Origin of the sequence: Bacteroides sp. AM54-2NS (assembly GCF_003602935.1) — a bacterium.
Taxonomy (GTDB): domain Bacteria; phylum Bacteroidota; class Bacteroidia; order Bacteroidales; family Bacteroidaceae; genus Bacteroides; species Bacteroides xylanisolvens.
Window position 1 is genome coordinate 90,807 of record NZ_QTMZ01000022.1, and the last position, 23,566, is coordinate 114,372.

Sequence of the window (23,566 nt, forward strand, 5' to 3'; positions counted from 1 at the left end):
GAAAAATTTCTTTTTTACTATCATGTATAAACCGTATTTAATTTCAGGGTGGAATTATGCTGCTACATAATTCTACCCTCTTTGTTTTATTATGAGGTGTCTTCCATAAATCGTCTTTTTTTAGTTAATACTACTTCCAATTTTCACCGTATCTCCTTCTAACTTATAAGTCAAAGGATAAGTAAGGCTTATAATGTAAAATACATTATGCAAACTGCTGTTCCGGATGGTTCCGGAAAACGGCACATTCTTCAGCTTCTCCGAGTCAAACACGACTTTCACCCCGTACATCCGCTCCAACGTGGTCGCGATCTCTGCTAAAGGCGCTGAATTAAAAATCAACATATTGTTCCGCCAAAAGTCGATTTCACGCAGATCCGAGATGGGCGATTTAGTAAATGTCTGCTTGTTCTTATGATACTCTACCTTTTCTCCGGGTTTCAACAATGTGGTATTCGTTTTATTAGAAACCCTGACACTTCCTTCCGCCAACAGTGTCGTGACGGAAAGATCGTCGCCATATCCCTTCACATCAAAGGTTGTTCCCAACGCTTCTATCTCCAAATCATTGCAGCAGACGATAAAGCGCTTGTCTTTGTTCTTTGCCACCTCAAAATAGGCTTCTCCGTCTAAATAAATCTTTCGGTCGGATTTGTTATACTCCGCATCATAAGAAAGATGAGTAGCCGAATTCAACCAGACTTTCGTTCCATCAGGTAAAGTCAGGTTCGCTTTCTGCCCGTAATCTACTGCAACCATGAAAGGATCCTGCGATACCTTATTTATATGTCCTACTCCGAAATAAGTAGCCAGTCCCAAACAAACCGGTAATAATATAGTGGCCGCCACCTTATATATAATAGGTTGCCAACGCCGCTTCTTTGGATACAGAATTTTGGGTTCATCCAAATTCCGCTGCAGATGATTCCACATTTCTTCTTCCACTGTCTTATCTATTTCGACAGCTGCTTCTTTCCACATCTGCTCGCAAAGCGAATTAAACTCATCACGAATCCCCGGTTTGCGAATCCATTCAATAAGTATCCTTCTTTCTTCAGAAGAGGCCTCCTTCTTGAAGAATTTTTCCAATAGTACTATGTAATCGTGTTGCTCCATAATTTTCCTGTTCTATATATACTAGCCTTGAGAGACAGAAAAGGACTACAAGAAAATAAAGATAAGTTAGATATTAACTTTTATTAAAGATTAAGCATTAGATATGGTGCAGGAAGAGAGAGACAGAAAAGGCAATCGTCCCCAGTTTGTCACGCAGGAAATCCAAAGAACGATGTACCTGTGTAGCAACAGTCTTTTCGGATATATCCAACTGTTCAGCTATCTCACGATAGTTCAGCCCGGATTTCCAGTAGAGCATAAAAACTTCCCGACGGGCAGGAGGCAGTTCTTCCAAAAGTTTCAGGATATATTCTTCTAAAAATAAATAATCCAACTCTTCATCTATCTCTACAGATTCGTCAGCCGATTCATTGGATAGTTTATCCACATAATTTTGAAGCAGGAGTTCGCGCCTTACGTAATGGTATACCATATTTGGGATATCTTAAAAAGATAACCGTCAAAATTACCTTCCAAATCAATATTGAGCCGTTTCTCCCAGATTTGGAGAAAGATATCCTGTGTAATATCCTTTGCCACCCCGGCATCGCCTATCATCGAAAGGACAAAACTGTAAATGCGAGCATTGTATGCACGATACAACGCTTCAAAAGCATTTTTATTTCCTTCCTTCAATAATTGAAGTTGTTGGGTGGTAATCATCATCAAATAAGGTTAAATCATATATGGACTCAAAAATAACGAAATAACTAAAGCCGACAACCAAAGCGCTTGTTAAAATTTCAATAAATCAATATCTAAGCTTTTAAAAAAGAATAGGATATAAATGCATATCCTATGTATCTCATATCATAAATTCAGCCATTTTGCTATAAAATTAATAGAAATTACCAATCAACAGCAACAATTTCTAACTTTTATTTCTACATTTGCAGCCAATTGATAACTTATTAACAAATTACATATATACCATGGCTAAAATAACGAAAGAAGCCGCTTTGCTCTATCACTCACAGGGCAAACCCGGCAAGATTGAGGTAGTGCCTACCAAACCTTATAGTACACAAACCGACTTATCACTCGCATATTCCCCCGGTGTAGCAGAACCTTGTCTCGAAATTGAGAAGAACCCGCAGGATGCATACAAGTATACAGCTAAAGGAAATCTTGTAGCTGTTATTTCTAACGGTACAGCCGTACTCGGACTGGGCGATATAGGCGCATTAAGCGGCAAACCTGTAATGGAAGGTAAAGGGCTGCTTTTCAAAATCTATGCCGGTATCGACGTTTTCGACATCGAAGTAGACGAGAAAGATCCGGAGAAATTCATTGCGGCAGTGAAAGCAATCGCCCCTACCTTTGGAGGTATCAATCTGGAAGACATCAAGGCGCCCGAATGTTTTGAAATCGAACGTCGCTTGAAAGAAGAATTAGACATTCCTGTAATGCACGACGACCAGCACGGTACTGCTATTATCTCCAGCGCCGGTTTGGTAAATGCCTTGCAGGTGGCAGGAAAGAAAATCGAGGATGTGAAAATCGTCGTGAACGGTGCCGGTGCATCCGCAGTATCTTGTACTAAATTATATGTATCTTTGGGCGCTCGCCTCGAAAATATTGTCATGCTGGATAGTAAAGGCGTTATCAGCAAGACACGTACCGATCTGAACGAACAAAAAAGATATTTTGCAACCGACCGCACAGATATCCATACACTGGAAGAAGCAATCAAGGGCGCGGATGTATTCCTCGGCCTGTCAAAAGGAAATGTGTTGAGTCAAGATATGGTACGCAGCATGGCTCCGATGCCCATCGTATTCGCATTGGCCAACCCGACACCGGAAATCTCTTACGAAGATGCCATGGCAGCACGTCCTGACGTACTGATGGCTACCGGACGTTCCGACTATCCGAACCAGATTAATAATGTAATCGGTTTCCCATATATCTTCCGCGGTGCTTTGGACACTCAAGCTAAAGCAATCAACGAAGAAATGAAAATTGCGGCCGTACACGCCATTGCCAACCTGGCAAAACAGCCGGTGCCTGATGTAGTCAACGCAGCCTACCACGTAAACAACCTTTCTTTCGGTGCGGAATACTTTATCCCGAAACCGGTAGATCCACGCCTCATCACCGAAGTTTCCTGCGCAGTGGCAAAAGCTGCTATGGAAAGCGGAGTGGCTCGCACAGAAATCAAAGACTGGGACGCTTACTGTGTTCACCTGCGCGAATTGATGGGCTACGAATCCAAACTGACCCGCCAACTGTATGATACTGCCCGCCGCTCACCGCAACGTGTCGTATTTGCCGAAGGTATCCACCCGAATATGCTGAAAGCTGCCGTTGAAGCAAAAGCCGAAGGTATCTGTCATCCTATCTTATTAGGAAACGACGAAGCTATCGGAAAACTGGCAGAAGAAATGGAGCTTAGCCTGGAAGGTATTGAAATCGTTAATCTTCGCCACCCGGACGAATCAGATCGTCGCGAGCGTTACTCCCGCATCCTTGCAGAAAAACGTGCACGCGAAGGATTTACCTACGAAGAAGCCAACGACAAGATGTTCGAACGCAACTACTTCGGTATGATGATGGTGGAAACAGGAGATGCAGACGCATTCATCACCGGACTTTATACAAGATATAGCAATACGATCAAAGTGGCAAAAGAAGTGATCGGCATCCAACCGGGCTTCAAACACTTCGGTACCATGCATATCCTGAACTCCAAGAAAGGTACTTACTTCCTGGCAGACACATTGATTAACCGCCACCCCGATACGGAAACATTGATTGATATCGCCAAACTGTCCGATAAAACAGTTCGTTTCTTCAATCACACACCGGTTATCTCTATGTTGTCATACTCTAACTTCGGCGCTGATACTGCAGGTAGCCCAGTGAAAGTGCACGAAGCAGTTGCTCACATGCAGGAAGCATATCCGGAATTGGCTATCGACGGTGAAATGCAGGTTAATTTTGCCATGAACCGCGAATTGCGTGATACCAAATATCCGTTTACCCGCCTGAAAGGTAAAGACGTAAATACATTGATTTTCCCGAATCTAAGTTCAGCAAACGCCGGTTACAAACTGTTGCAGGCAATGGACCCGGATACAGAATTCATCGGCCCTATCCAGATGGGATTGAACAAACCTATCCACTTCACCGATTTCGAAAGTTCCGTCCGTGACATTGTGAATATCACAGCCGTAGCCGTGATCGATGCCATTGTTGACAAAAAGAAAAGAGGAGTGAAATGAAACGCCCGTTATCCAAATCACAAATAGTTTGCATCAGCCTGCTTTGGTTGGCGCTTTGCTATTTAGTTCTGACAAAAGCCGAACGAATTGACGGGATGACGATAGTAATGCTTGTCATTTCGGCAGCATTAGTATTTATTCCTGTCTATAAGTCGATCAAAAAGAACAAATAAATATCTTTTTTCCTATTATTACGATAAAATATCAAATTTGATGTTTTATCGCATTTTTCTTTATAAAATGTTTGCTGGTTCAATTTTTATCTTTACTTTTGCAACCGGAAATAAAAATCCGATGTACCCATATACAAGTGTGCAAATTGCTATACGGCAGAAAAGCACATAGTCGAGCGGCACATTAGCAAATTGTCAAATTAGCACATTATTTTTATATCAACCAATTAAAGAAAAAAGATTATGAATGCAGCAAAGGTATTAGACGATCTGAAAAGAAGATTTCCCAATGAACCGGAGTATCATCAAGCAGTAGAAGAAGTACTTTCTACTATTGAAGAAGAATACAACAAACACCCGGAGTTTGATAAAGTAAACTTGATCGAACGTTTGTGTATTCCTGATAGAGTATATCAGTTCCGCGTGACTTGGATGGATGATAAAGGTAATATTCAGACCAACATGGGTTACCGTGTTCAGCACAACAACGCGATCGGTCCTTACAAAGGCGGTATCCGTTTCCATGCATCTGTAAACCTTTCTATCTTGAAGTTCCTTGCCTTTGAACAAACACTCAAAAACTCACTGACTACGCTGCCGATGGGTGGTGGTAAAGGTGGTTCCGACTTCTCTCCTCGTGGAAAGTCAAATGCTGAAGTAATGCGCTTCGTACAAGCATTCATGCTGGAACTGTGGCGTCACATCGGTCCTGAAACTGACGTTCCTGCTGGTGACATCGGTGTTGGTGGCCGTGAAGTAGGTTTCATGTTCGGTATGTATAAAAAACTGGCTCATGAATTTACCGGAACATTCACAGGTAAAGGCCGCGAATTCGGTGGTTCACTGATTCGTCCGGAAGCTACCGGTTATGGTAACATCTACTTCCTGATGGAAATGCTGAAAACAAAAGGCACTGACCTGAAAGGTAAAGTTTGTCTGGTTTCCGGTTCTGGTAACGTTGCTCAATATACAATCGAAAAAGTAATCGAACTGGGTGGTAAAGTAGTTACTTGCTCTGACTCTGACGGTTATATCTACGATCCGGATGGTATCGACCGCGAAAAACTGGATTACATCATGGAACTGAAGAATCTGTACCGTGGCCGTATCCGTGAATACGCAGAAAAATATGGTTGCAAATATGTAGAAGGAGCTAAACCTTGGGGTGAAAAATGTGATATCGCTCTTCCTTCTGCTACTCAAAATGAATTGAATGGCGACCACGCTCGTCAACTGGTAGCAAACGGCTGTATCGCCGTATCTGAAGGTGCTAACATGCCTTCTACTCCGGAAGCTATCAAAGTGTTCCAGGATGCTAAGATCCTTTACGCTCCGGGTAAAGCTGCTAATGCTGGTGGTGTGTCAGTATCAGGTCTCGAAATGACTCAAAACTCTATCAAATTGAGCTGGAGCGCTGAAGAAGTAGACGAAAAGCTGAAGAGCATCATGAAGAATATCCACGAAGCTTGCGTTCAGTACGGTACAGAAGCCGACGGATACGTAAACTATGTGAAGGGTGCTAACGTAGCCGGATTCATGAAGGTTGCTAAAGCAATGATGGCACAAGGTATCGTATAATCAGCGAAAGATATATAAGCTATAGTTTATTTAAAGGCTCCCGCCTTCCGAAAGGAAGTGCGGGAGTTTTTATACCCTAAAGGGTGTAAAACAGAAAAATTACATTATATTTATACCCCAAAGGGTATAATATGGATGATAAATCATTATCAGAATACGTCAAGCAAATGCGTAAAGAACATAACTTGCCCCAAGTAGAACTTTCCGAAAAATCAGGAGTTGGATTACGCTTTGTACGCGAACTCGAACAAGACAAACAGACTTTGCGTCTTGATAAAGTAAATCAAGTGCTTAGCCTCTTTGGAATGAAAGTGGGGGTTGTACCAATAAATAAATTCAACAAGCTATGAGACAAGCACTCATATACAACCAAGACCAGTTTGCAGGATTGCTTACAGAAGATGAAAATGGCTATACTTTCCAATACGATACAGCCTACATTAAATCCAACGATGCCGAACCTACCAGTCTCACATTGCCAATCTCTGAAAAAGTATATACAAGTCTAATATTATTCCCATTCTTTGACGGTCTCATTCCCGAAGACTGTCTCTTGGATATTGCCGAGAAAAGCTGGAAGATAAATCGACGTGACCGTATGTCAAGTCATATGTTCACAAACCACACTTACAGGAGTGCAAGCTAAATTGTCTCACAGAACCTCGAAGGGTGGTTAGATTTATTATAAAAACAGTGCAGGGATGTAAAAAGGAATAATTCATTTATAACATCAATTTTAAAAAGGCACTAATTTTATTGAATTACTTAAGTGATGAAGTGCTGCATTTCAAAAAAGAAACTTAACTTTGCAACCAAGTTTTATAGAAGATACTAAATTAGTAAACTAAAAAGGAAAATCAAATGAAAATTAAGACTTTAATAGCCTATTTCATCTTTACATGTGCAATATCCTCCTGCATACAGGATGAAGCATTAAATTCAGAAGCAGCCATTGATGTTTGTTCAGGCGATGATGTGCAATTGGCAAATATCGATGCAGATTCTAAAGTAATCAATGTATATGTAAATAAAGGAGCCGACCTTTCCAAACAGAAATTAAAATTTACACTTCCACAAGGAGCTACAATTAAAGTAAATACTCCAATAGCAGGCGATACTGAATCTACCTATGATTTCAGCGAAGAACCGCACTCCCGTAAATTCACCGTTACATCAGAAGACGGTCAATGGCAGCCTGTTTATACCGTAAATGTGATTTTAGCGGAATTACCTACCCTTTTCAGTTTTGAAGAATTACTGACAACCTCCAGTGAATACGATACATTTTACGAATTTACACCAGCAACCTCGCAAGAAATATCTAAAGTACTACAATGGTCAAGCGGTAATCCTGGTTTTAAATTAACAGGTATGGCTAATTCTAGAATAGATTACCCAACAGTACAAGTTACAAATGGTTTTAAAGGTAAGGCTGTAAAGCTAGAAACCCGTAACACTGGAGATTTTGGTGCAATGGTAAAAATGTATATTGCTGCTGGGAATTTATTTATCGGAACATTCGAAGTAGAAAATGCACTGACAAATCCTAGAAAAGCAACGAACTTTGGTTTTCAATTTTATAAACATCCCATAGCACTAAAAGGACATTATAAATTTAAAGCTGGGGAAGTTTATTCTGTAGAAGGACAGCCACAAACCGGAAAAAAGGATAAATGTGATATTTATGCTGTTATGTATGAGGCAGAAAATAATTCTATCATGCTCAATGGTGATGACGTATTCAACTCTGATAAATTAGTATTATTAGCACGAATAAAACCTGAAGATATCGTTGAATCAGAAGATGAATGGAATGAGTTTACTTTATATTTCGAATCAGTAAAAGGACGAGAAATTGACGATACGAAACTACAAAACGGTAAATATAAATTAGGTATTGTACTATCATCCAGCGTAGATGGCGCCTATTTTAGAGGGGCTGTTGGTAGCACTCTATACGTTGATGAGCTAGAACTTATTTGTAAAGAATAAAAAAACTAACACAATGAAAAAATATCAATCAATCAATATCATAGTTGTGCTGCTATTTGTAAGCATATTCACAGCTCAAGCACAGGAAGAAAGAAACCAAGGTATCATCTGGTCTTATTTACATGGATGGGAATATGGTATAAAGGCCGGTTTCAATATTGGTGGAACTTCACCATTACCTCTACCAAAAGAAATCCGTAAAATTGATAGTTATGCACCAGGAATCGCAATTTCAATTGAAGGTAATGCGACGAAGTGGTTCGATCCCAAATGGGGGATGACTGTAGGAGTGCGACTTGAAAATAAGAATATGACCACCGAAGCTACCGTAAAAAATTACGGTATGAAAATTATCAATACCAATGGTGGAGAATTACAAGGATTATGGACAGGAGGAGTAAAGACCAAAGTTAAAAATTCATATCTGACAATTCCGGTGGTTGCTAACTATAAGATAAGCAAGCGTTGGAAATTGTCTGCAGGTCCATACATATCATACCTCATCGAAGGAGGATTCTCCGGACATGTATACAACGGTCATTTACGTACTCCAGACCAAACAGGTTCACGAGTTGTTTTCTCTGGGGAAAGCATAGCTACCTATGATTTTTCCGAAAATCTCCAAAAATTTCAATGGGGACTACAACTAGGCGGCGAATGGAGAGCATTTAAACATCTAAATGTATACGCTGACTTAACGTGGGGGCTGAATGATATTTTCAAAAAAGATTTTGATACAATCTCATTTGCCATGTATCCTATTTATTTGAACGTGGGATTTGGATATGCATTTTAGCATATTGTTTTATACTAAACAATCCAGAATATTGTGTCAATAGAAAACTACGGGAATTCTTCTCGTAGTTTTTTATTTATGGTAATATCGTAAGCGTTTCCGCGTTTCTATACCACCAAAAAGCGAGTATCTCTCATCAATAAAATAGCCCAATAAGGTTCAAACAGGCGTAAGATGGCTTGTTTTTGTTGCAATAAACCTATATAAATCCGACTTGTATGGCTTAATAATCCCACTTTGACAGCGATAAGTTTATAGCCCACATCTGTGTGACAAACAGCCTGCATACGTGGGCTGTACGGTTTACAGCTGCGGGCTGTACAGCCTACATATGTAGGCTATAAAAAGATTACCGTTTCCAATGGATTATTTAGCTGCCAAATACAGGTTATCATCCTATAAAGTGGATATTATTGTGGCTTCATATGGGTGTTTCCCCTAATACTACACTAAAACGGATGCAGTATGGATATGATAGATACCCGTTTTTTGCGACAAAAATATGATAGATACCTGTTTGAAAAATCATCTATCATACTTATCTTATTGACAGCTAGCTTAATATAAAAATAAATGATAGTATGATAGATATTTTTCCATTATGTAGTATTTGCTGAGTTCAAATTCATTGAAACTTTATATCCGGATGTTATTCTATAGTGAACAAATCCTTTTCTGTATCGTATATTGAATGACATTTTGGGTATGATTGCCATAAACAAACAATAATTCTCCCTCACTACAAAAAAACTCCCCACTGTCCAAAAACAGTAAGGGAAATCTATTTAATATTTATTTGATATATATATACAGGATTTTACAGAAAAACGAGGATATCCTCATAGACACCCTCGTTTATACAATAAACACACATCAAATGTATGCCAACTTATATTATAATAATCTTATTCACATATTACTTCAAATTCATCCACAATCAAAGTACTACCACCAGCACCTTTAAATAAATCACCATCTTTACTTGAAGAGCAAATTATAGCAAATTTATATTTTGCGGTTCGGTCATACTCTTGTAAATATTCAAATTCAATGTTAAAAGGAGTATATTCTTTAATATCCTCAACGATAATATTAGCAACAGCAACTCTTAATTCCGAAGTGTTCACATCGTGACCTGTCAATACAATCTCTTTACCATCCTCACCTGTTTGCACTTTATACAATACGGCTTGAATCTGTCCTTTATCTTTAATATCAACCGGTTTTACATCTTCATAATTAGAAGCGTCAAGATAATTAGAACCTGATTCATATTTATAAACACCCTTAAAACGAAGCGGTTTTCCACCTAAACTAACTGTTTCTGCATCAAGACCAAATTTAGTACAACTCAACCTATCACCTTGTAAAGCAGGCATCATATCAAATTTACCAATAAAAATAGAACCGGCAGTAATCTTCGGAACTAATGAATTTGGCTCATTTGGATATTCAAAAGTTATCAGTTTAGCCGCATACGTACCATCCTCTCTAGTTTCCTTTCTCAACAAAGTACCACCTAAAATACCTGCTCCTGCAGCACTTCCTGCCCACAAATCTTTGGGTAACAGTTCATCATTCTTAGTACCTTCCTTCCAATCTTCAAAAGAATATTTCAATACCTTGCGAGTACCTTCCACAAAAGCTGTATAAACTTTCACGGTGCCATCTTCCGCCGTCACAGTATAAGTCACTTTCTTATTATTCGAGAAGTCCTGTGCTACGCCGGAAGCCGGAGTAATAGTTGCTCCTTCAGATATTTCAATAATAGGAGTAAACTTTAAAGATTCTACTTCCTCATTAACAGCAAAAACAATCGTACCAGCTTCTTCATTTATAACTGGTTGTTCTACTACTGCCTCATCGTCAATAATAAAACTTGTTATTTTAGCTTCCGAACTTTCACTACCTGTCAATTTACGACCAACAAAAGTAGCCTTTACATTTTGATTTAAAGGAGCACCAACTTTTACACCTATTTCAATATTAATATTGCTACCTTTCACAGTACCAGAAATACTAACAGGGCAATTACCAAGTGGCTGTACCAAATCTAGATTCTGTTGACCTTCAAAAGCATAACCACCATCTATAGCTTTCACAGTGCAAGGATCAACTTCAATATCACCAACATTTACCAAAAAAGTAAAATTCTTCAATGATAATGCAATTTGGTTAGTTCCCTTATTAGACTGTGAAATTGTGATTTTTTGATTTTCAGTAGTTCCCATTTGATTACCATCCACATTCACAGACAGATTACCAACATAGCCTCCAGCCAATTCTGTATCTATCGGATATTTCACTTCATCGTCATCATCACTACAACTCATGAATATGCTAACAGAACAAACAAGCATAAACAAGTACAATAAACTCTTCTTCATAATTTTCATAATTAATTAATAATCTATTTGATCACAAAAACGAGTACAAAGTAACAGCTTTATAATAATTTACACAAGGTCAATTCTTTGTATTTTATGTCCTATTTTTAAGATCATAAGGCCATATTTCCTGTCTATATAGATTTTTAAGGTTAATATTCACACTATACGGTACGCTACGGAAGATTTAAGTCATATTTTAATTTAGTTAAAAAGACCAACGGTCAGAAAAAAGAATCTTATCAATTCTAACACATAAAAAACGCCCCTCCTAGTACTTCCAAAATTTGTTTCACATAAAATTATTGCGAGTTCCACTTAAAAAGGCATCAAAACCACACCCTGCTTCTTCTTTCCATCCATCTTGACCACCATCGGTTTCTCAAAGCGGACATGACGAAGATATTTCGTTTCTTCCACCGCAGGTTGCACATTGAGGAAATCCTGATTATAAACCCCATCATTCATAAAGGCGTTGATAGTGAAATATCCTACTCCAAAAGAAGTCAAATTCTGGAAAAAGTGTGTCCCTTGACTGGGATCTACCCGATAATTGGTCAGTCCGGCTTCCACAATCACACGGGCAGCCGAGATATGCGGCCACTTCACAGGGATGCCGAGCCAAGTATCGCTGCTTCCCCAACGTCCCGGACCGACAAGCACATAATTCTTTCCTTCATTCAAGAATTGTTGGTTAATCTTTTCTATTTCCCAGGCAATTGCTGATTGTTGGAGGCACTATAATTATCGGTCTTTACATAGACCACATCATAAATATCATTCATGATACCGTGTCCCAATGAATTATATGAGCGGAGAATCACATCTTCATCCGGTATCTCGTTCAAATCCTCGTCCAGCATTTCTTTACTGTCTACGATAGGACGTATTTGTAACAGATAGAAAGTTCCGGATTTATCATGTTCACGACTCATCGTAGCCGCAAATTCAATTTCAACCGGACGGCGCATCTCCTGTTCACCATATTTCAAGACTAATTGCAGAATACGAGCCAACGGGAATACATCATGTTGCAGGATATTGGCAAAAGTAATCACCTTCCGACCTCCGGGATATAAACCATCCCGGATAATCTGGTCATACGGGTCATACGTAGAAGCGATATAACGCAAGGCACCATCATTTCCGCCTCTTTGACATGGAGTTTCAATAAATTGAAACCATCGTCGATAGAAAAATCATGCCCGGCATTTTTCAAATCCAAAGCATAAAAACGGGTCTGGGTCTCTTTCAGGGCGATTTCCATTTCGCTGGTTTGCAACACCTGGTTAGGATGATAAGGAGAAAAACGAAGGGTCATACCACCGTCTACAATATATTTTCCCAATCCCAAAGCCAGGTTAACCGTTCCTTCTTCTGCTTTTTCATCCCCCAACGGATAATAATTCAGCGAACGGGCCACACCAGACATAGACGGATAATAACGATCGCCATATTGATTACCAACTACCTCCTGCAAGATAACAGCCATCTTTTCCTGATCGATCACATTCGAAGTGGCCTGCATATACGCTTTACTGTCGCGGAAATAAACCGAAGCATACACCCCTTTAATAGCATCCGAAAGCATACGCAACATTTCATACCGGTCATCCAGATAGGGAATCATATATGTACTATAAATTCCGGCGAACGGCTGATAATGAGAGTCTTCCAATAAAGAAGAGGAACGGATAGCAATCGGAGATTTCACCACATCAAAGAAAGTAAAGAAGTCCTCCACCAATCGGTCAGGCAACTTTGCCTTCAGAAAGTATTTTAGAATCGTAGCATCATCCGCATCTGACAGCGCAATCTGATACAGATTATTAGTGTCCATAAATTCATCAAACACATCCGTACAAAGCACCACCGTTTTAGGAATAGCAATACGTGCGTTCTCAAACTCTTCAAACTCCGGATGACGTTTCACCATATTATCAATAAAAGCCAGTCCACGCCCTTTTCCGCCCAAAGAACCATCTCCGATACGGGCAAAGTTAGAATAACGGTCGAAGCGGTCGCGCTTAAAGACAGCCACAACTCCCTGATTCTTCATCTTACGATACTTAACGATGGCCTCAAAGATGATTTTACGGTGAGCATCCACATCCTGAAGACTATTCCAAGTAATCGGTTTCAAGAACTCGGCTACCGGGAACATGGCACGAGAATAGAACCAACGCGATACGTGATTCCGGCTGATATGATATAAGAAGGACTCCGCAGGCACGGCAAAAAGAATGTTTTGCAATTCTTTCAGATTCCGGACACGGGCAATCTCTTCCCCGGTATCCGGGTTACGGAATATAAAATCACCAAAACCAAAATTATCGGAAACGATACGACGCAAATCGACATCCATCTTTTTTGAGTTCTTATCAATAAAGCTAGCGCCGTACTTAACGGCATAAGACGAATTTTCCGATTCGGACGACTGGATAATCAACGGAACAAACGGATCGTTCTTGCGTATCTCGGCACACAGCTTGATACCTGCCAGACCGTCTTTCTCCCCCCGCTCCACTTTCGGGAAACGGACGTCGGTGATTACTCCTAATATATTATTTTGATACTTATGATAAATTTCCATTGCCTCCTGATACGTACGTGCCAGTACAATCTTAGGCCGCCCGCGCATACGAAGTGTACGCTGGTGCGCATTCAAGGCTTCAGTAGAGAACTCCTGACTCTGCTTCAACACGAACTTATACAGATTCGGCAAAATAGAAGAATAGAAACGAATGCCATCCTCCACCAAAAGAATCAACTGCACACCGACTTCCTGCACATCGTGTTCCAGATTCATCTTGTCTTCTATCAATTTGATAATAGACACCAGCAGGTCGGTATTGCCCAACCAACAGAACACATATTCAAACGCACTCAAATCTTCATTGATAATCCGTTTGGTAATACCATGGCTGAAAGGAGTCAGGATCACGATAGGAATATGCTCATATTTCTCTTTTATATGACGACCGATATCAAAACTGTCATTATCCCCCGTGCTCGGCATACAAATCACCAGGTCGAACGACATATTTTCCAACTGCGCCAATGCTTCCTCCTCTGTGGATACCTGCGAGAAACGAGGCGGATAACGCAAAGATAAAGAGGTGTATTCATTGAAAATCTTCTCATCAATGCGCCCGTCATCTTCCAGCATAAAAGCGTCATAAGGGTTGGCGATTAACAACACGTTAAAAATTCGCCTTGTCATCAGGTTGGCGAACTGTGTATCTTTGAAGTAAAGCTGGTTTAATTTATATTTACTAAGCATAAAGTCATTCTCCTTTCTTATTCCAAATCGTCATATCTCCAAAATCATGTTTCAGCAAATCGTTACTATGAATAATTGCATATTTAAATCCCAAATATTCACTACGAATATCCAACTGTTCTTTTATAACCGGATAATAATATTCTTTCTTACCTGACATATATTCATCAACAACATAAGAAAAGAAATTCATTTTTTGAATAAATTCATCATAAAATCGTTGCTCACGACAATTCCTATAAGATAGTTTTCCATTAAATAATAAATTCAATAACTTTATCGTTGAAAGTACTTCAGAAGTTCTATTATCACTATCAAATATTGCTTTCTGATTAACAAAATCATTTGAATGTTCTATTATAGTTTCGATATCATATTGAGTCAGATCTAAGATATCATCATACTTATTCGACTTTTTATTGTTACAGTATCCACAAGCTACAAATAAGTTTTCCCATGTTTGCTTCAAGTCTCCATTATTGGCTTGCGATTTAAAATGCTCTACTTGATAATCAGTTGTCAAACGCCGTTCGCATAGATAACATTTATCATTCTGATCCATCAGTAATTGTTTGCAGACCTCGTCCGTATTATAACTCTTATCTAAAGTTTGTGGCTTATCTGCATTTTTACAAATTCTAATCATCTTAATTAATTCTTATTTTGCCACTCTCTTTTCAGATCATAATATTTAGCTTTAATAGCAGGAGCAACTGCTTCCGGAATCTTATCAAAATCCTGTAGATACATTTCCAACTCACTTTTATCCGAAATAGAAAGCCGATCAGAACGAATCAATTCTTCCATCCGTTGTAAACGCATTTGAATCTCACTGGAGTCTGTACGAACACCAAAGTAACCTTCTGCTAATGCTTCATAAGAATAATCCGTTAAGTCTTCAATTGGTTCACGATGCTCCAAATCAAAAGCAACAGCATTCTCTAAAGAATTAAGAATAAAAGGGGAATGAGTAGTGACAACAAACTGTATGTTAGGAAAAATAGTAGTCAATATCGGCAAAATCACTCTTTGTAGTTCCAAATGAAGATGCGTTTCTATTTCATCAATCAACACAATTCCTTCTTTCTCGTATGCACGGACCACATTATTCTGTGATTGCATTTTTAAAATTAAATCAGCTACAATGTCTAATGCAGCCGAATATCCTGCTGATAGTTCGGTGAATTTAAACGACTTTCCGCGTGTTTGAATGAGGAAAGAGTAATCTTTATAATTGAAATCAAGTTCTAAGGTTGTATCATCAAATATCTGACGAAGGATATTTCGGAAGCCGACAAACCATTGACGAATATAATCAGCATCCTCCGTTTTTCCTTCATTACGAGCTAAGGCCTCTTGCACTTTACAGTCAACCATAAAGTTCAAGAACTGATCTACTTTATTATGTTTCAGATCAGTCTTCATCTTCAAATCTGGCTTAACAGGATTCTTCGGTTCTACAAAAAGAGACTTACGTTCATCAGCATAGTAAGCTATAATAAAGTTCTGACTAAAAAAATCCTTAGAGATGGAGTATATATCATGGAATGAAAGTTCTACTTTTCCATAAAATTCTTCAATTCTATTTTTATAATATTCAACATTATTCTGGCCGGAAGCAATACTTTTCGAATCACCAGTGGTCTCAGCTTGCTGCAACCATGCTTGATTAGACTCTAAATTTTTCTTTAAATCTAAGAAACTCAACATCTTATCATTACAAACCTGACTTAAATGCTCCACTATTGCATTCAACAGAATAGTCTTACCACTTCCGTTCTTTCCCGTAATAATCAGATGTTTTTTTTCATTTTCAGAGATTGGTATACAAAAGTTCTCCAAATGAAAAATATGATTAACCTTGATACTCGTAATAAAATTACCCATAGTCCTTTATACTTGATGATTACTTTTGCAAAGTTAATTCTTTAAATCTCATTTTCCATCATCTTCTTTATAAAGTTTACTTGTTTATCTCTTATTATTTTGTAGATTTGTAACTTTAAGTTTATTCAAAAAGACTTTTTATTCACATGAAAAAAGCAACTTTATTAATGAGTGGAATCATGGTGATGTCATGCGCTCCCCAACAAAAAAAGCTGGTCTACCCCGAGACGGCAAAGGTAGACACTGTAGATGTGTACTTCGGCACACAAGTTCCCGACCCTTACAGATGGTTAGAAAATGACACCAGTGCAGCCACTACTGCCTGGGTAGAAGCACAAAACAAAGTAACGGATGAGTATCTTAGCCAGATTCCGTTCCGCGAAAATCTGCTGAAACGATTGACGACACTAGCCGATTACGAGAAGATCAGTGCCCCGATCAAGAAACATGGAAAGTATTATTTCAGTAAAAATGACGGTCTGCAGAACCAGAGTGTATTCTATGTTCAGGACTCACTGGACGGTGAACCGCGTGTTTTCCTCGATCCGAACAAACTATCGGACGATGGAACAGTGGCACTGACCGGTCTTTATTTCTCAAACGACGGCAAGTACACCGCTTACAGTATTTCACGCAGCGGTTCGGACTGGTCTGAAATTTATGTAATGGATACCGAAAGCGGAAAACTGCTGGAAGACCACATCGAATGGGCCAAGTTTACCGGTGCCGCCTGGCAGGGAGACGGTTTCTATTACAGTGCCTATGATGCGCCGACCAAAGGAAAAGAGTTCTCTAACGTGAATGAAAATCACAAAATCTATTATCACAAAATCGGTGAGCCACAGTCAAAAGATAAACTGATTTATCAAAACCCGGCTTATCCGAAACGTTTCTACACATCGAGCACCAGTGAAGACGAACGGATTCTCTTCCTAACGGAATCCGGCGCCGGAAGAGGCAACAACCTGTTTATACGAGATTTGAAGAAACCGAATTCACCTTTCATCCAACTGACTACAGACCTCGACTACCAATATTACCCGATTGAAGTTATCGGCGACCAGATTTATATTTATACCAACTACGGTGCACCGAAAAACCGGATCATGGTAGCCGACATCAACCGTCCGAAGCTGGAGGACTGGAAAGAGCTCGTACCCGAATCGGAAGCTGTTCTTTCAAATGCGGAAGTGATCGGTGGCAAACTGTTCCTTACTTATGACAAAGATGCCTCGAACCACGCATACGTTTACGGTCTCGACGGCAAACAAATCCAGGAAATCCAACTGCCGTCACTCGGTTCCGTAGGCTTTAGCGGCAACAAAGACGACAAAGAATGTTTCTTCGGATTCACTTCATTCACCATCCCGGGTGCTACCTACAAATACGACATGGATCAAAATACCTACGAACTATATCGTGCCCCGAAAGTACAATTCAACTCGGACGATTTTGTGACCGAACAAGTATTCTTCGCCAGCAAAGACGGCGTAAAAATTCCGATGTTCCTTACTTATAAGAAAGATTTGAAGAAAGACGGCAAAAACCCTGTATTCCTCTACGGATACGGTGGCTTCGGTATCAGCCTCAACCCGGGCTTCAGCGCCACACGTATTCCATTCCTCGAAAATGGGGGTATCTACGCACAAGTAAACCTGCGCGGTGGTAGTGAATACGGTGAAGACTGGCACGTAGCCGGAACTAAAATGCAGAAACAGAACGTATTCGACGATTTCATCTCTGCTGCCGAATATCTGATCGACCAGAAATATACGAATAAAGATAAAATCGCCATTGTAGGAGGTTCCAACGGTGGTCTGTTGGTAGGTGCCTGCATGACACAGCGTCCCGACCTGTTCCGTGTAGCGATCCCGCAAGTAGGTGTGATGGATATGCTCCGCTACCATAAATTTACTATCGGCTGGAACTGGGCAAGCGATTACGGCACAAGCGAAGACAGCAAAGAGATGTTTGAATACCTCAAAGGCTACTCTCCACTGCACAACCTTAAACCGGGCACGAAATATCCGGCAACACTGGTCACTACCGCCGACCATGACGACCGTGTAGTCCCTGCCCACTCATTCAAGTTTGCCGCTACCCTGCAAGCCGACAACGACGGTACCAATCCGACACTGATCCGTATTGACAGCAAAGCCGGGCATGGCGCAGGCAAACCAATGGCTAAAGTACTGGAAGAACAAGCTGATATTTACGGATTCATCATGTATAATCTAGGAATGAGACCAAAATTCTAAAGCGGCACTTCCTATTTATAAACACATACAAGCCCCGTAACCTGTATTTTACATTACAGGCTGCGGGGCTTTGTGTTTTCCAACAGAAGAAATTGACATTTTATCATTATTTAATCAAAATATCCGCATTAAAACAAGTAATTTTGAAAAAATTTCCTATATTTGCAGTGAATTAGTTGACATTTTATCAGAATTAACCTTTTAAAATATAGTATCATGAACATCCAGAAAATCATGTCCTCTTTGGAGGCTAAGCATCCCGGTGAATCTGAATATCTTCAAGCAGTGAAGGAAGTTCTTCTTTCTATCGAAGATATATACAATCAACATCCTGAATTTGAAAAAGCTAAAATCATAGAAAGATTGGTAGAACCCGACCGTATCTTCACTTTCCGTGTGACGTGGGTGGATGACAAAGGCGAGGTGCAGACCAACCTCGGTTATCGTGTACAATTCAATAATGCGATCGGTCCTTATAAAGGTGGTATCCGTTTCCATGCTTCCGTCAATCTTTCCATTCTGAAATTCCTCGGTTTCGAACAGACATTCAAAAATGCACTGACCACGCTGCCTATGGGGGGTGGAAAAGGAGGTTCCGATTTCTCTCCGCGCGGTAAGAGTGATGCTGAAATCATGCGTTTCTGCCAAGCTTTTATGTTGGAGTTATGGCGTCACCTCGGACCGGATATGGATGTACCTGCCGGTGATATCGGCGTAGGCGGACGTGAAGTAGGTTATATGTTCGGTATGTATAAGAAACTGACTCGCGAATTTACAGGCACATTCACCGGCAAGGGATTAGAATTCGGAGGCTCGTTGATTCGCCCGGAAGCTACCGGTTTCGGTGGTCTGTATTTTGTAAATCAGATGCTACAAGCGAAAGGTATTGATATAAAAGGTAAGACAGTCGCTATTTCCGGTTTCGGCAACGTTGCATGGGGAGCAGCTACCAAAGCTACCGAACTGGGTGCCAAAGTGATTACAATTTCCGGCCCGGACGGATATATCTACGATCCGGATGGTATCAGCGGCGAAAAGATAGACTATATGCTCGAACTTCGTTCGTCGGGTAATGACATTGTTGCACCTTATGCAGAACAGTATCCGAATGCTACCTTTGTAGAAGGCAAGCGCCCGTGGGAAGTGAAAGCAGACATCGCACTTCCTTGTGCTACCCAAAATGAATTAAATGGAGAAGATGCTCAAAATCTCATAAAAAATGACGTACTTTGCGTCGGAGAAATTTCCAACATGGGATGTACTCCCGAAGCAATCGACCTCTTTATTGAACATAAGATAATGTATGCTCCGGGTAAAGCGGTCAACGCAGGCGGTGTTGCCACTTCCGGTTTGGAAATGTCTCAAAACGCAATGCACCTAGCTGGAGTGCTGCCGAAGTGGACGAAAAGCTCCATGCAATCATGCACGGCATCCATGCACAATGCGTGAAGTACGGCACGGAACCCGACGGATACATTAATTATGTGAAGGGTGCCAACATTGCCGGATTTATGAAAGTAGCTCACGCAATGATGGGACAAGGCGTTATTTAGAAGACTTTGTTTAGTTGTATTTGTATTTGTGGTTTGCGCTGCTCGCCTCCTGTGACAGGACGCGGGTAGCGCTATTTTTTGAGATTAACAATATTTTCGCTGGAATTAATTATCTTTGTGGCATGATAGGTTAAATAATGGTTTGTGAATTTGTTATATCAGATAAACAACTCACAACTAATAATTTACCATTGATAGTTTTGTAATTAATAATCATGTAATAAATAAAAAATGCTACAACCCGAATTGAAATTTCGCCGTGACAAGATTCGCAGTCTGATGGTGTCACAGGGCATTGACGCCGCACTTATCACTTGTAATGCAAATTTAATTTACACGTATGGCTGTGTAGTCAGTGGCTATCTTTACCTCCCCCTTCATTCGCCTGCACTATTATTTTTCAAACGCCCTAATAATATCACAGGAGAACATTCGTTCTCGATTCGCAAACCGGAACAAATCGTTGACCTGTTGAAAGAACAAGGATTGCCGATGCCAACCAAACTGATGTTAGAAGGTGACGAGCTCCCTTATACGGAATATTGCCGTCTGGCCAGCCTGTTTCCGGAAGCAGAAGTTGTAAATGGCACCCCGTTGATTCGTCAGGCACGCAGCGTAAAAACACCTGTAGAAATTGAGATGTTCCGCCGTTCGGGCATTGCCCACGCCAAGGCATACGAGCAGATTCCAAGCGTATATCGCCCCGGTATGACGGACATCGAGTTTTCCATTGAAATAGAACGCCTGATGCGTCTGCAAGGTTGCCTCGGAATTTTCCGGGTATTCGGACGCAGCATGGAAATATTCATGGGTAGCGTACTGACCGGAGACAATGCCGGATACCCCTCGCCCTATGATTTTGCTTTAGGTGGACAGGGACTTGATCCTGCTTTGCCGGGAGGAGCAAATAAAACTCCGCTAAAGGAAGGTCAGAGCGTTATGGTGGACTTGGGAGGTAACTTCAACGGCTACATGAACGATATGAGCCGTGTATTCTCAATAGGAAAGCTGCCCGAAGAGGCTTACACCGCCCATCAGGTTTGTTTGGATATTCAGGAAAAGATTGCTTCCATCGCCAAACCGGGCATTGCTTGTGAAGTGCTTTACGACACAGCTGCCGAAATAGCCAAAGAAGCCGGATTTGCCGACAAATTTATGGGAACAGGGCAACAAGCCAAGTTTATCGGCCACGGTATCGGACTCGAAATTAATGAAGCTCCGGTATTGGCTCCCCGCATGAAACAACAATTAGAACCGGGCATGTTCTTTGCCCTCGAACCGAAAATCGTTATTCCGGGTGTAGGCCCCGTAGGTATTGAAAACTCTTGGGTAGTAACCAATGAAGGAATAGAAAAGCTGACGAACTGCAATGAAGAAATCATTGAATTAAGTTAAACAGATGATGAAAAAGATGTGTCCGTTCTTTGCCGGACACATCTTTTTCTACTAATAATAACACACTTAACCCCCAAAAACAATGAAACAACCTTTCATTCTAACCCTTATGTCCACTGTTACCTGCGCTGCAACAGCCACTAACAAAGCACCGGAAAACACTACACCGCCCCAATCAAATACTCCACCCAATATTCTTTTCATTCTCTGCGATGACATGGGATATGGAGATTTAGGCTGTTACGGTCAACCATTTATCCGCACCCCTCATATAGACACGATGGCGAATGAAGGTATGCGTTTTACACAGGCATACGCCGGCAGTCCCGTCAGCGCGCCTTCCAGAGCTTCATTCATGACAGGGCAACATTCAGGCCACTGCGAGGTGCGAGGCAACAAAGAATACTGGAAAAATGTACCGATCGTGTTGTATGGGCAAAACCAAGAATATTCGATAGTAGGACAACACCCTTATGATTCCGACCATGTAATCTTACCGGAAATAATGAAAGACAATGGCTATACCACGGGTATGTTCGGCAAATGGGCGGGAGGATATGAAGGCTCGCGTTCTACTCCCGACAAACGGGGAATAGATGAATACTACGGTTACATCTGCCAATTTCAGGCTCATCTTTACTACCCCAATTTCCTGAACCGTTATAGTAAAGCGTTGGGCGACACCGGAGTGGTGCGGGTGGTGATGAATGAAAACATCAAATATCCGATGTATGGTCCCGACTACCAGAAACGTCCGCAATACTCGGCCGACATGATTCATCAGAAAGCATTGGAGTGGCTGGACCAACAAGACGACCAACAACCGTTTTTCGGCATATTGACTTACACCTTGCCTCATGCGGAACTCGTTCAACCGGAAGATTCTATCCTGAATGAATACAAAGCCAAATTCAACCCGGACAAAGAGTTTAAAGGAAGCGAAGGCTCACGATACAATGCTATTACGCACACCCATGCTCAATTTGCAGGAATGATTACCCGACTGGATTATTACGTGGGTGAAGTTCTGAAAAAACTGAAAGAGAAAGGGCTGGACGAAAACACATTGGTTATTTTCTCCAGTGACAACGGCCCTCACGAAGAAGGCGGAGCCGACCCTACTTTCTTCGGCAGAGACGGAAAACTACGTGGATAAAACGCCAGTGTCATGAAGGAGGAATACGTATTCCGTTTATCGCGCGTTGGCCGGGGCACATACCGGCAGGTAAAGTGAACGATCATATCTGTGCTTTTTATGATTTAATGCCCACATTCTGCGAAGTGATCGGCATCAAGGACTACGAAAAGAAATATCGCAATAAAGAAAAAGAAGTCGATTATTTCGATGGGATTTCTTTTGCTCCCACACTGCTGGGTAAGAAAAAACAGAAGAAACATGATTTCCTGTATTGGGAATTTGATGAAACGGACCAGATTGCCGTACGTATGGACGATTGGAAGATGGTGGTAAAAAAAGGAACACCGTTCCTCTACAACTTAAAAACGGACATTCACGAAGATACTGATATAGCACTCCAACATCCGGACGTTGTAGAAAAGATGAAAGCTATCATCTTCGAACAACATACGCCCAATCCATATTTCTCGGTGACGTTGCCCAAACAGTAAACGTGCGGATAAAGAAATAATGAGTAATCAGCAGTTAGAAAGCAAGGTTTCATTCATTTCGGTACCGTTTTGAATAAAATAATGGAGTATTCTGGAAACGTTGTGGTAAATCTGAAAAAGATGATTGAGTTTTTAAGATTCTCCGTTATCTTTTTATTATAAGATATGGGTCAAGGGTGAGGGTTGGTGAGGGTAGATTTATAACTTTCGTATTTTTTTTATAGATAAAAAAGGAGATAGTATAGAAAATAATAAAATAAAAGGTTATAAATCTACCCTCACCACCCCTCACCCT

13 protein-coding genes and 4 pseudogenes are annotated in these 23,566 nt (G+C 40.6%); 11 read left to right on the forward strand and 6 right to left on the reverse strand.

The window, feature by feature from the left end:
* Window positions 1-120: 120 nt before the first annotated feature.
* Window positions 121-1,116, reverse strand: coding sequence for a FecR family protein (locus DXA05_RS14860; protein WP_128859319.1), 996 nt, complete (start codon window positions 1,114-1,116; stop codon window positions 121-123).
* A gap of 97 nt (window positions 1,117-1,213) precedes the next feature.
* Window positions 1,214-1,779 (reverse strand): annotated as a pseudogene (locus DXA05_RS28415) (RNA polymerase sigma-70 factor).
* 269 nt (window positions 1,780-2,048) lie between these two features.
* Between DXA05_RS28415 and DXA05_RS14870 the strand changes: the two are divergent.
* The 7 genes from DXA05_RS14870 (at window position 2,049) to DXA05_RS14900 (ending at window position 8,879) form a co-directional block, all read left to right on the forward strand.
* The gene (locus DXA05_RS14870) at window positions 2,049-4,340 is read left to right on the forward strand and encodes an NADP-dependent malic enzyme (RefSeq protein WP_008024705.1); all 2,292 of its coding nucleotides are present in this window, start codon (window positions 2,049-2,051) and stop codon (window positions 4,338-4,340) included.
* A complete protein-coding gene (locus tag DXA05_RS14875; RefSeq protein ID WP_004317275.1) occupies window positions 4,337-4,513 on the forward strand; it encodes a hypothetical protein in 177 nt (58 codons plus the stop codon). The genes DXA05_RS14870 and DXA05_RS14875 overlap by 4 nt, the downstream gene beginning before the upstream one ends.
* 243 nt (window positions 4,514-4,756) lie before the next feature.
* Window positions 4,757-6,091 carry an NADP-specific glutamate dehydrogenase gene (locus DXA05_RS14880; protein ID WP_128859320.1) on the forward strand — a complete coding sequence of 445 codons (1,335 nt, stop codon included), beginning with the start codon at window positions 4,757-4,759 and terminating at the stop codon, window positions 6,089-6,091.
* Window positions 6,092-6,222: 131 nt separating this feature from the next.
* Window positions 6,223-6,441, forward strand: coding sequence for a helix-turn-helix transcriptional regulator (locus tag DXA05_RS14885; RefSeq protein WP_117809259.1), 219 nt, complete (start codon window positions 6,223-6,225; stop codon window positions 6,439-6,441).
* The gene (locus DXA05_RS14890) at window positions 6,438-6,737 is read left to right on the forward strand and encodes a HipA N-terminal domain-containing protein (protein ID WP_117809258.1); all 300 of its coding nucleotides are present in this window, start codon (window positions 6,438-6,440) and stop codon (window positions 6,735-6,737) included. The genes DXA05_RS14885 and DXA05_RS14890 overlap by 4 nt, the downstream gene beginning before the upstream one ends.
* 215 nt (window positions 6,738-6,952) lie before the next feature.
* Window positions 6,953-8,083 carry a PCMD domain-containing protein gene (locus tag DXA05_RS14895; protein WP_117809257.1) on the forward strand — a complete coding sequence of 377 codons (1,131 nt, stop codon included), beginning with the start codon at window positions 6,953-6,955 and terminating at the stop codon, window positions 8,081-8,083.
* Between the two features lie 13 nt (window positions 8,084-8,096).
* Entirely contained in the window at window positions 8,097-8,879 is a 783-nt protein-coding gene (locus DXA05_RS14900) for a porin family protein (RefSeq protein ID WP_117809256.1), read from the forward strand.
* A gap of 905 nt (window positions 8,880-9,784) precedes the next feature.
* Here DXA05_RS14900 and DXA05_RS14905 read toward each other — a convergent pair.
* The 4 genes and pseudogenes from DXA05_RS14905 to DXA05_RS14920 all read right to left on the reverse strand — a co-directional run bounded on the left by DXA05_RS14905 (window position 9,785) and on the right by DXA05_RS14920 (window position 16,436).
* Entirely contained in the window at window positions 9,785-11,266 is a 1,482-nt protein-coding gene (locus tag DXA05_RS14905; protein ID WP_128859321.1) for a PCMD domain-containing protein, read from the reverse strand.
* 318 nt (window positions 11,267-11,584) lie between these two features.
* Window positions 11,585-14,549 (reverse strand): annotated as a pseudogene (locus DXA05_RS14910) (PEP/pyruvate-binding domain-containing protein).
* Window positions 14,550-14,553: 4 nt separating this feature from the next.
* Window positions 14,554-15,195, reverse strand: coding sequence for an HNH endonuclease (locus tag DXA05_RS14915; RefSeq protein WP_128859322.1), 642 nt, complete (start codon window positions 15,193-15,195; stop codon window positions 14,554-14,556).
* A 5-nt stretch (window positions 15,196-15,200) separates the two neighbouring features.
* Entirely contained in the window at window positions 15,201-16,436 is a 1,236-nt protein-coding gene (locus DXA05_RS14920; RefSeq protein WP_074910696.1) for an AAA family ATPase, read from the reverse strand.
* Window positions 16,437-16,582: 146 nt separating this feature from the next.
* Between DXA05_RS14920 and DXA05_RS14925 the strand changes: the two genes are divergently transcribed.
* The 4 genes and pseudogenes from DXA05_RS14925 to DXA05_RS14940 all read left to right on the forward strand — a co-directional run bounded on the left by DXA05_RS14925 (window position 16,583) and on the right by DXA05_RS14940 (window position 23,271).
* On the forward strand, window positions 16,583-18,694 hold the full coding sequence (locus tag DXA05_RS14925) for a prolyl oligopeptidase family serine peptidase (protein ID WP_128859323.1): 2,112 nt from the start codon (window positions 16,583-16,585) through the stop codon (window positions 18,692-18,694).
* 216 nt (window positions 18,695-18,910) lie between these two features.
* Window positions 18,911-20,247: pseudogene (gene gdhA, locus DXA05_RS14930) on the forward strand (NADP-specific glutamate dehydrogenase).
* A 231-nt stretch (window positions 20,248-20,478) separates the two neighbouring features.
* A complete protein-coding gene (locus DXA05_RS14935; protein WP_128859324.1) occupies window positions 20,479-21,642 on the forward strand; it encodes a Xaa-Pro peptidase family protein in 1,164 nt (387 codons plus the stop codon).
* 82 nt (window positions 21,643-21,724) lie between these two features.
* Window positions 21,725-23,271 (forward strand): annotated as a pseudogene (locus DXA05_RS14940) (arylsulfatase).
* Window positions 23,272-23,566 lie beyond the last annotated feature (295 nt).

Excerpts from the sequence above, each read along its gene's own strand:
- DXA05_RS14860 (WP_128859319.1), bottom strand. The coding sequence starts at position 1,116 with ATGGAGCAACACGATTACATAGTACTATTGGAAAAATTCTTCAAGAAG.
- DXA05_RS14870 (WP_008024705.1), top strand. The coding sequence starts at position 2,049 with ATGGCTAAAATAACGAAAGAAGCCGCTTTGCTCTATCACTCACAGGGC.
- DXA05_RS14875 (WP_004317275.1), top strand. The coding sequence starts at position 4,337 with ATGAAACGCCCGTTATCCAAATCACAAATAGTTTGCATCAGCCTGCTT.
- DXA05_RS14880 (WP_128859320.1), top strand. The coding sequence starts at position 4,757 with ATGAATGCAGCAAAGGTATTAGACGATCTGAAAAGAAGATTTCCCAAT.
- DXA05_RS14885 (WP_117809259.1), top strand. The coding sequence starts at position 6,223 with ATGGATGATAAATCATTATCAGAATACGTCAAGCAAATGCGTAAAGAA.
- DXA05_RS14890 (WP_117809258.1), top strand. The coding sequence starts at position 6,438 with ATGAGACAAGCACTCATATACAACCAAGACCAGTTTGCAGGATTGCTT.
- DXA05_RS14895 (WP_117809257.1), top strand. The coding sequence starts at position 6,953 with ATGAAAATTAAGACTTTAATAGCCTATTTCATCTTTACATGTGCAATA.
- DXA05_RS14900 (WP_117809256.1), top strand. The coding sequence starts at position 8,097 with ATGAAAAAATATCAATCAATCAATATCATAGTTGTGCTGCTATTTGTA.
- DXA05_RS14905 (WP_128859321.1), bottom strand. The coding sequence starts at position 11,266 with ATGAAGAAGAGTTTATTGTACTTGTTTATGCTTGTTTGTTCTGTTAGC.
- DXA05_RS14915 (WP_128859322.1), bottom strand. The coding sequence starts at position 15,195 with ATGATTAGAATTTGTAAAAATGCAGATAAGCCACAAACTTTAGATAAG.
- DXA05_RS14920 (WP_074910696.1), bottom strand. The coding sequence starts at position 16,436 with ATGGGTAATTTTATTACGAGTATCAAGGTTAATCATATTTTTCATTTG.
- DXA05_RS14925 (WP_128859323.1), top strand. The coding sequence starts at position 16,583 with ATGAAAAAAGCAACTTTATTAATGAGTGGAATCATGGTGATGTCATGC.
- DXA05_RS14935 (WP_128859324.1), top strand. The coding sequence starts at position 20,479 with ATGCTACAACCCGAATTGAAATTTCGCCGTGACAAGATTCGCAGTCTG.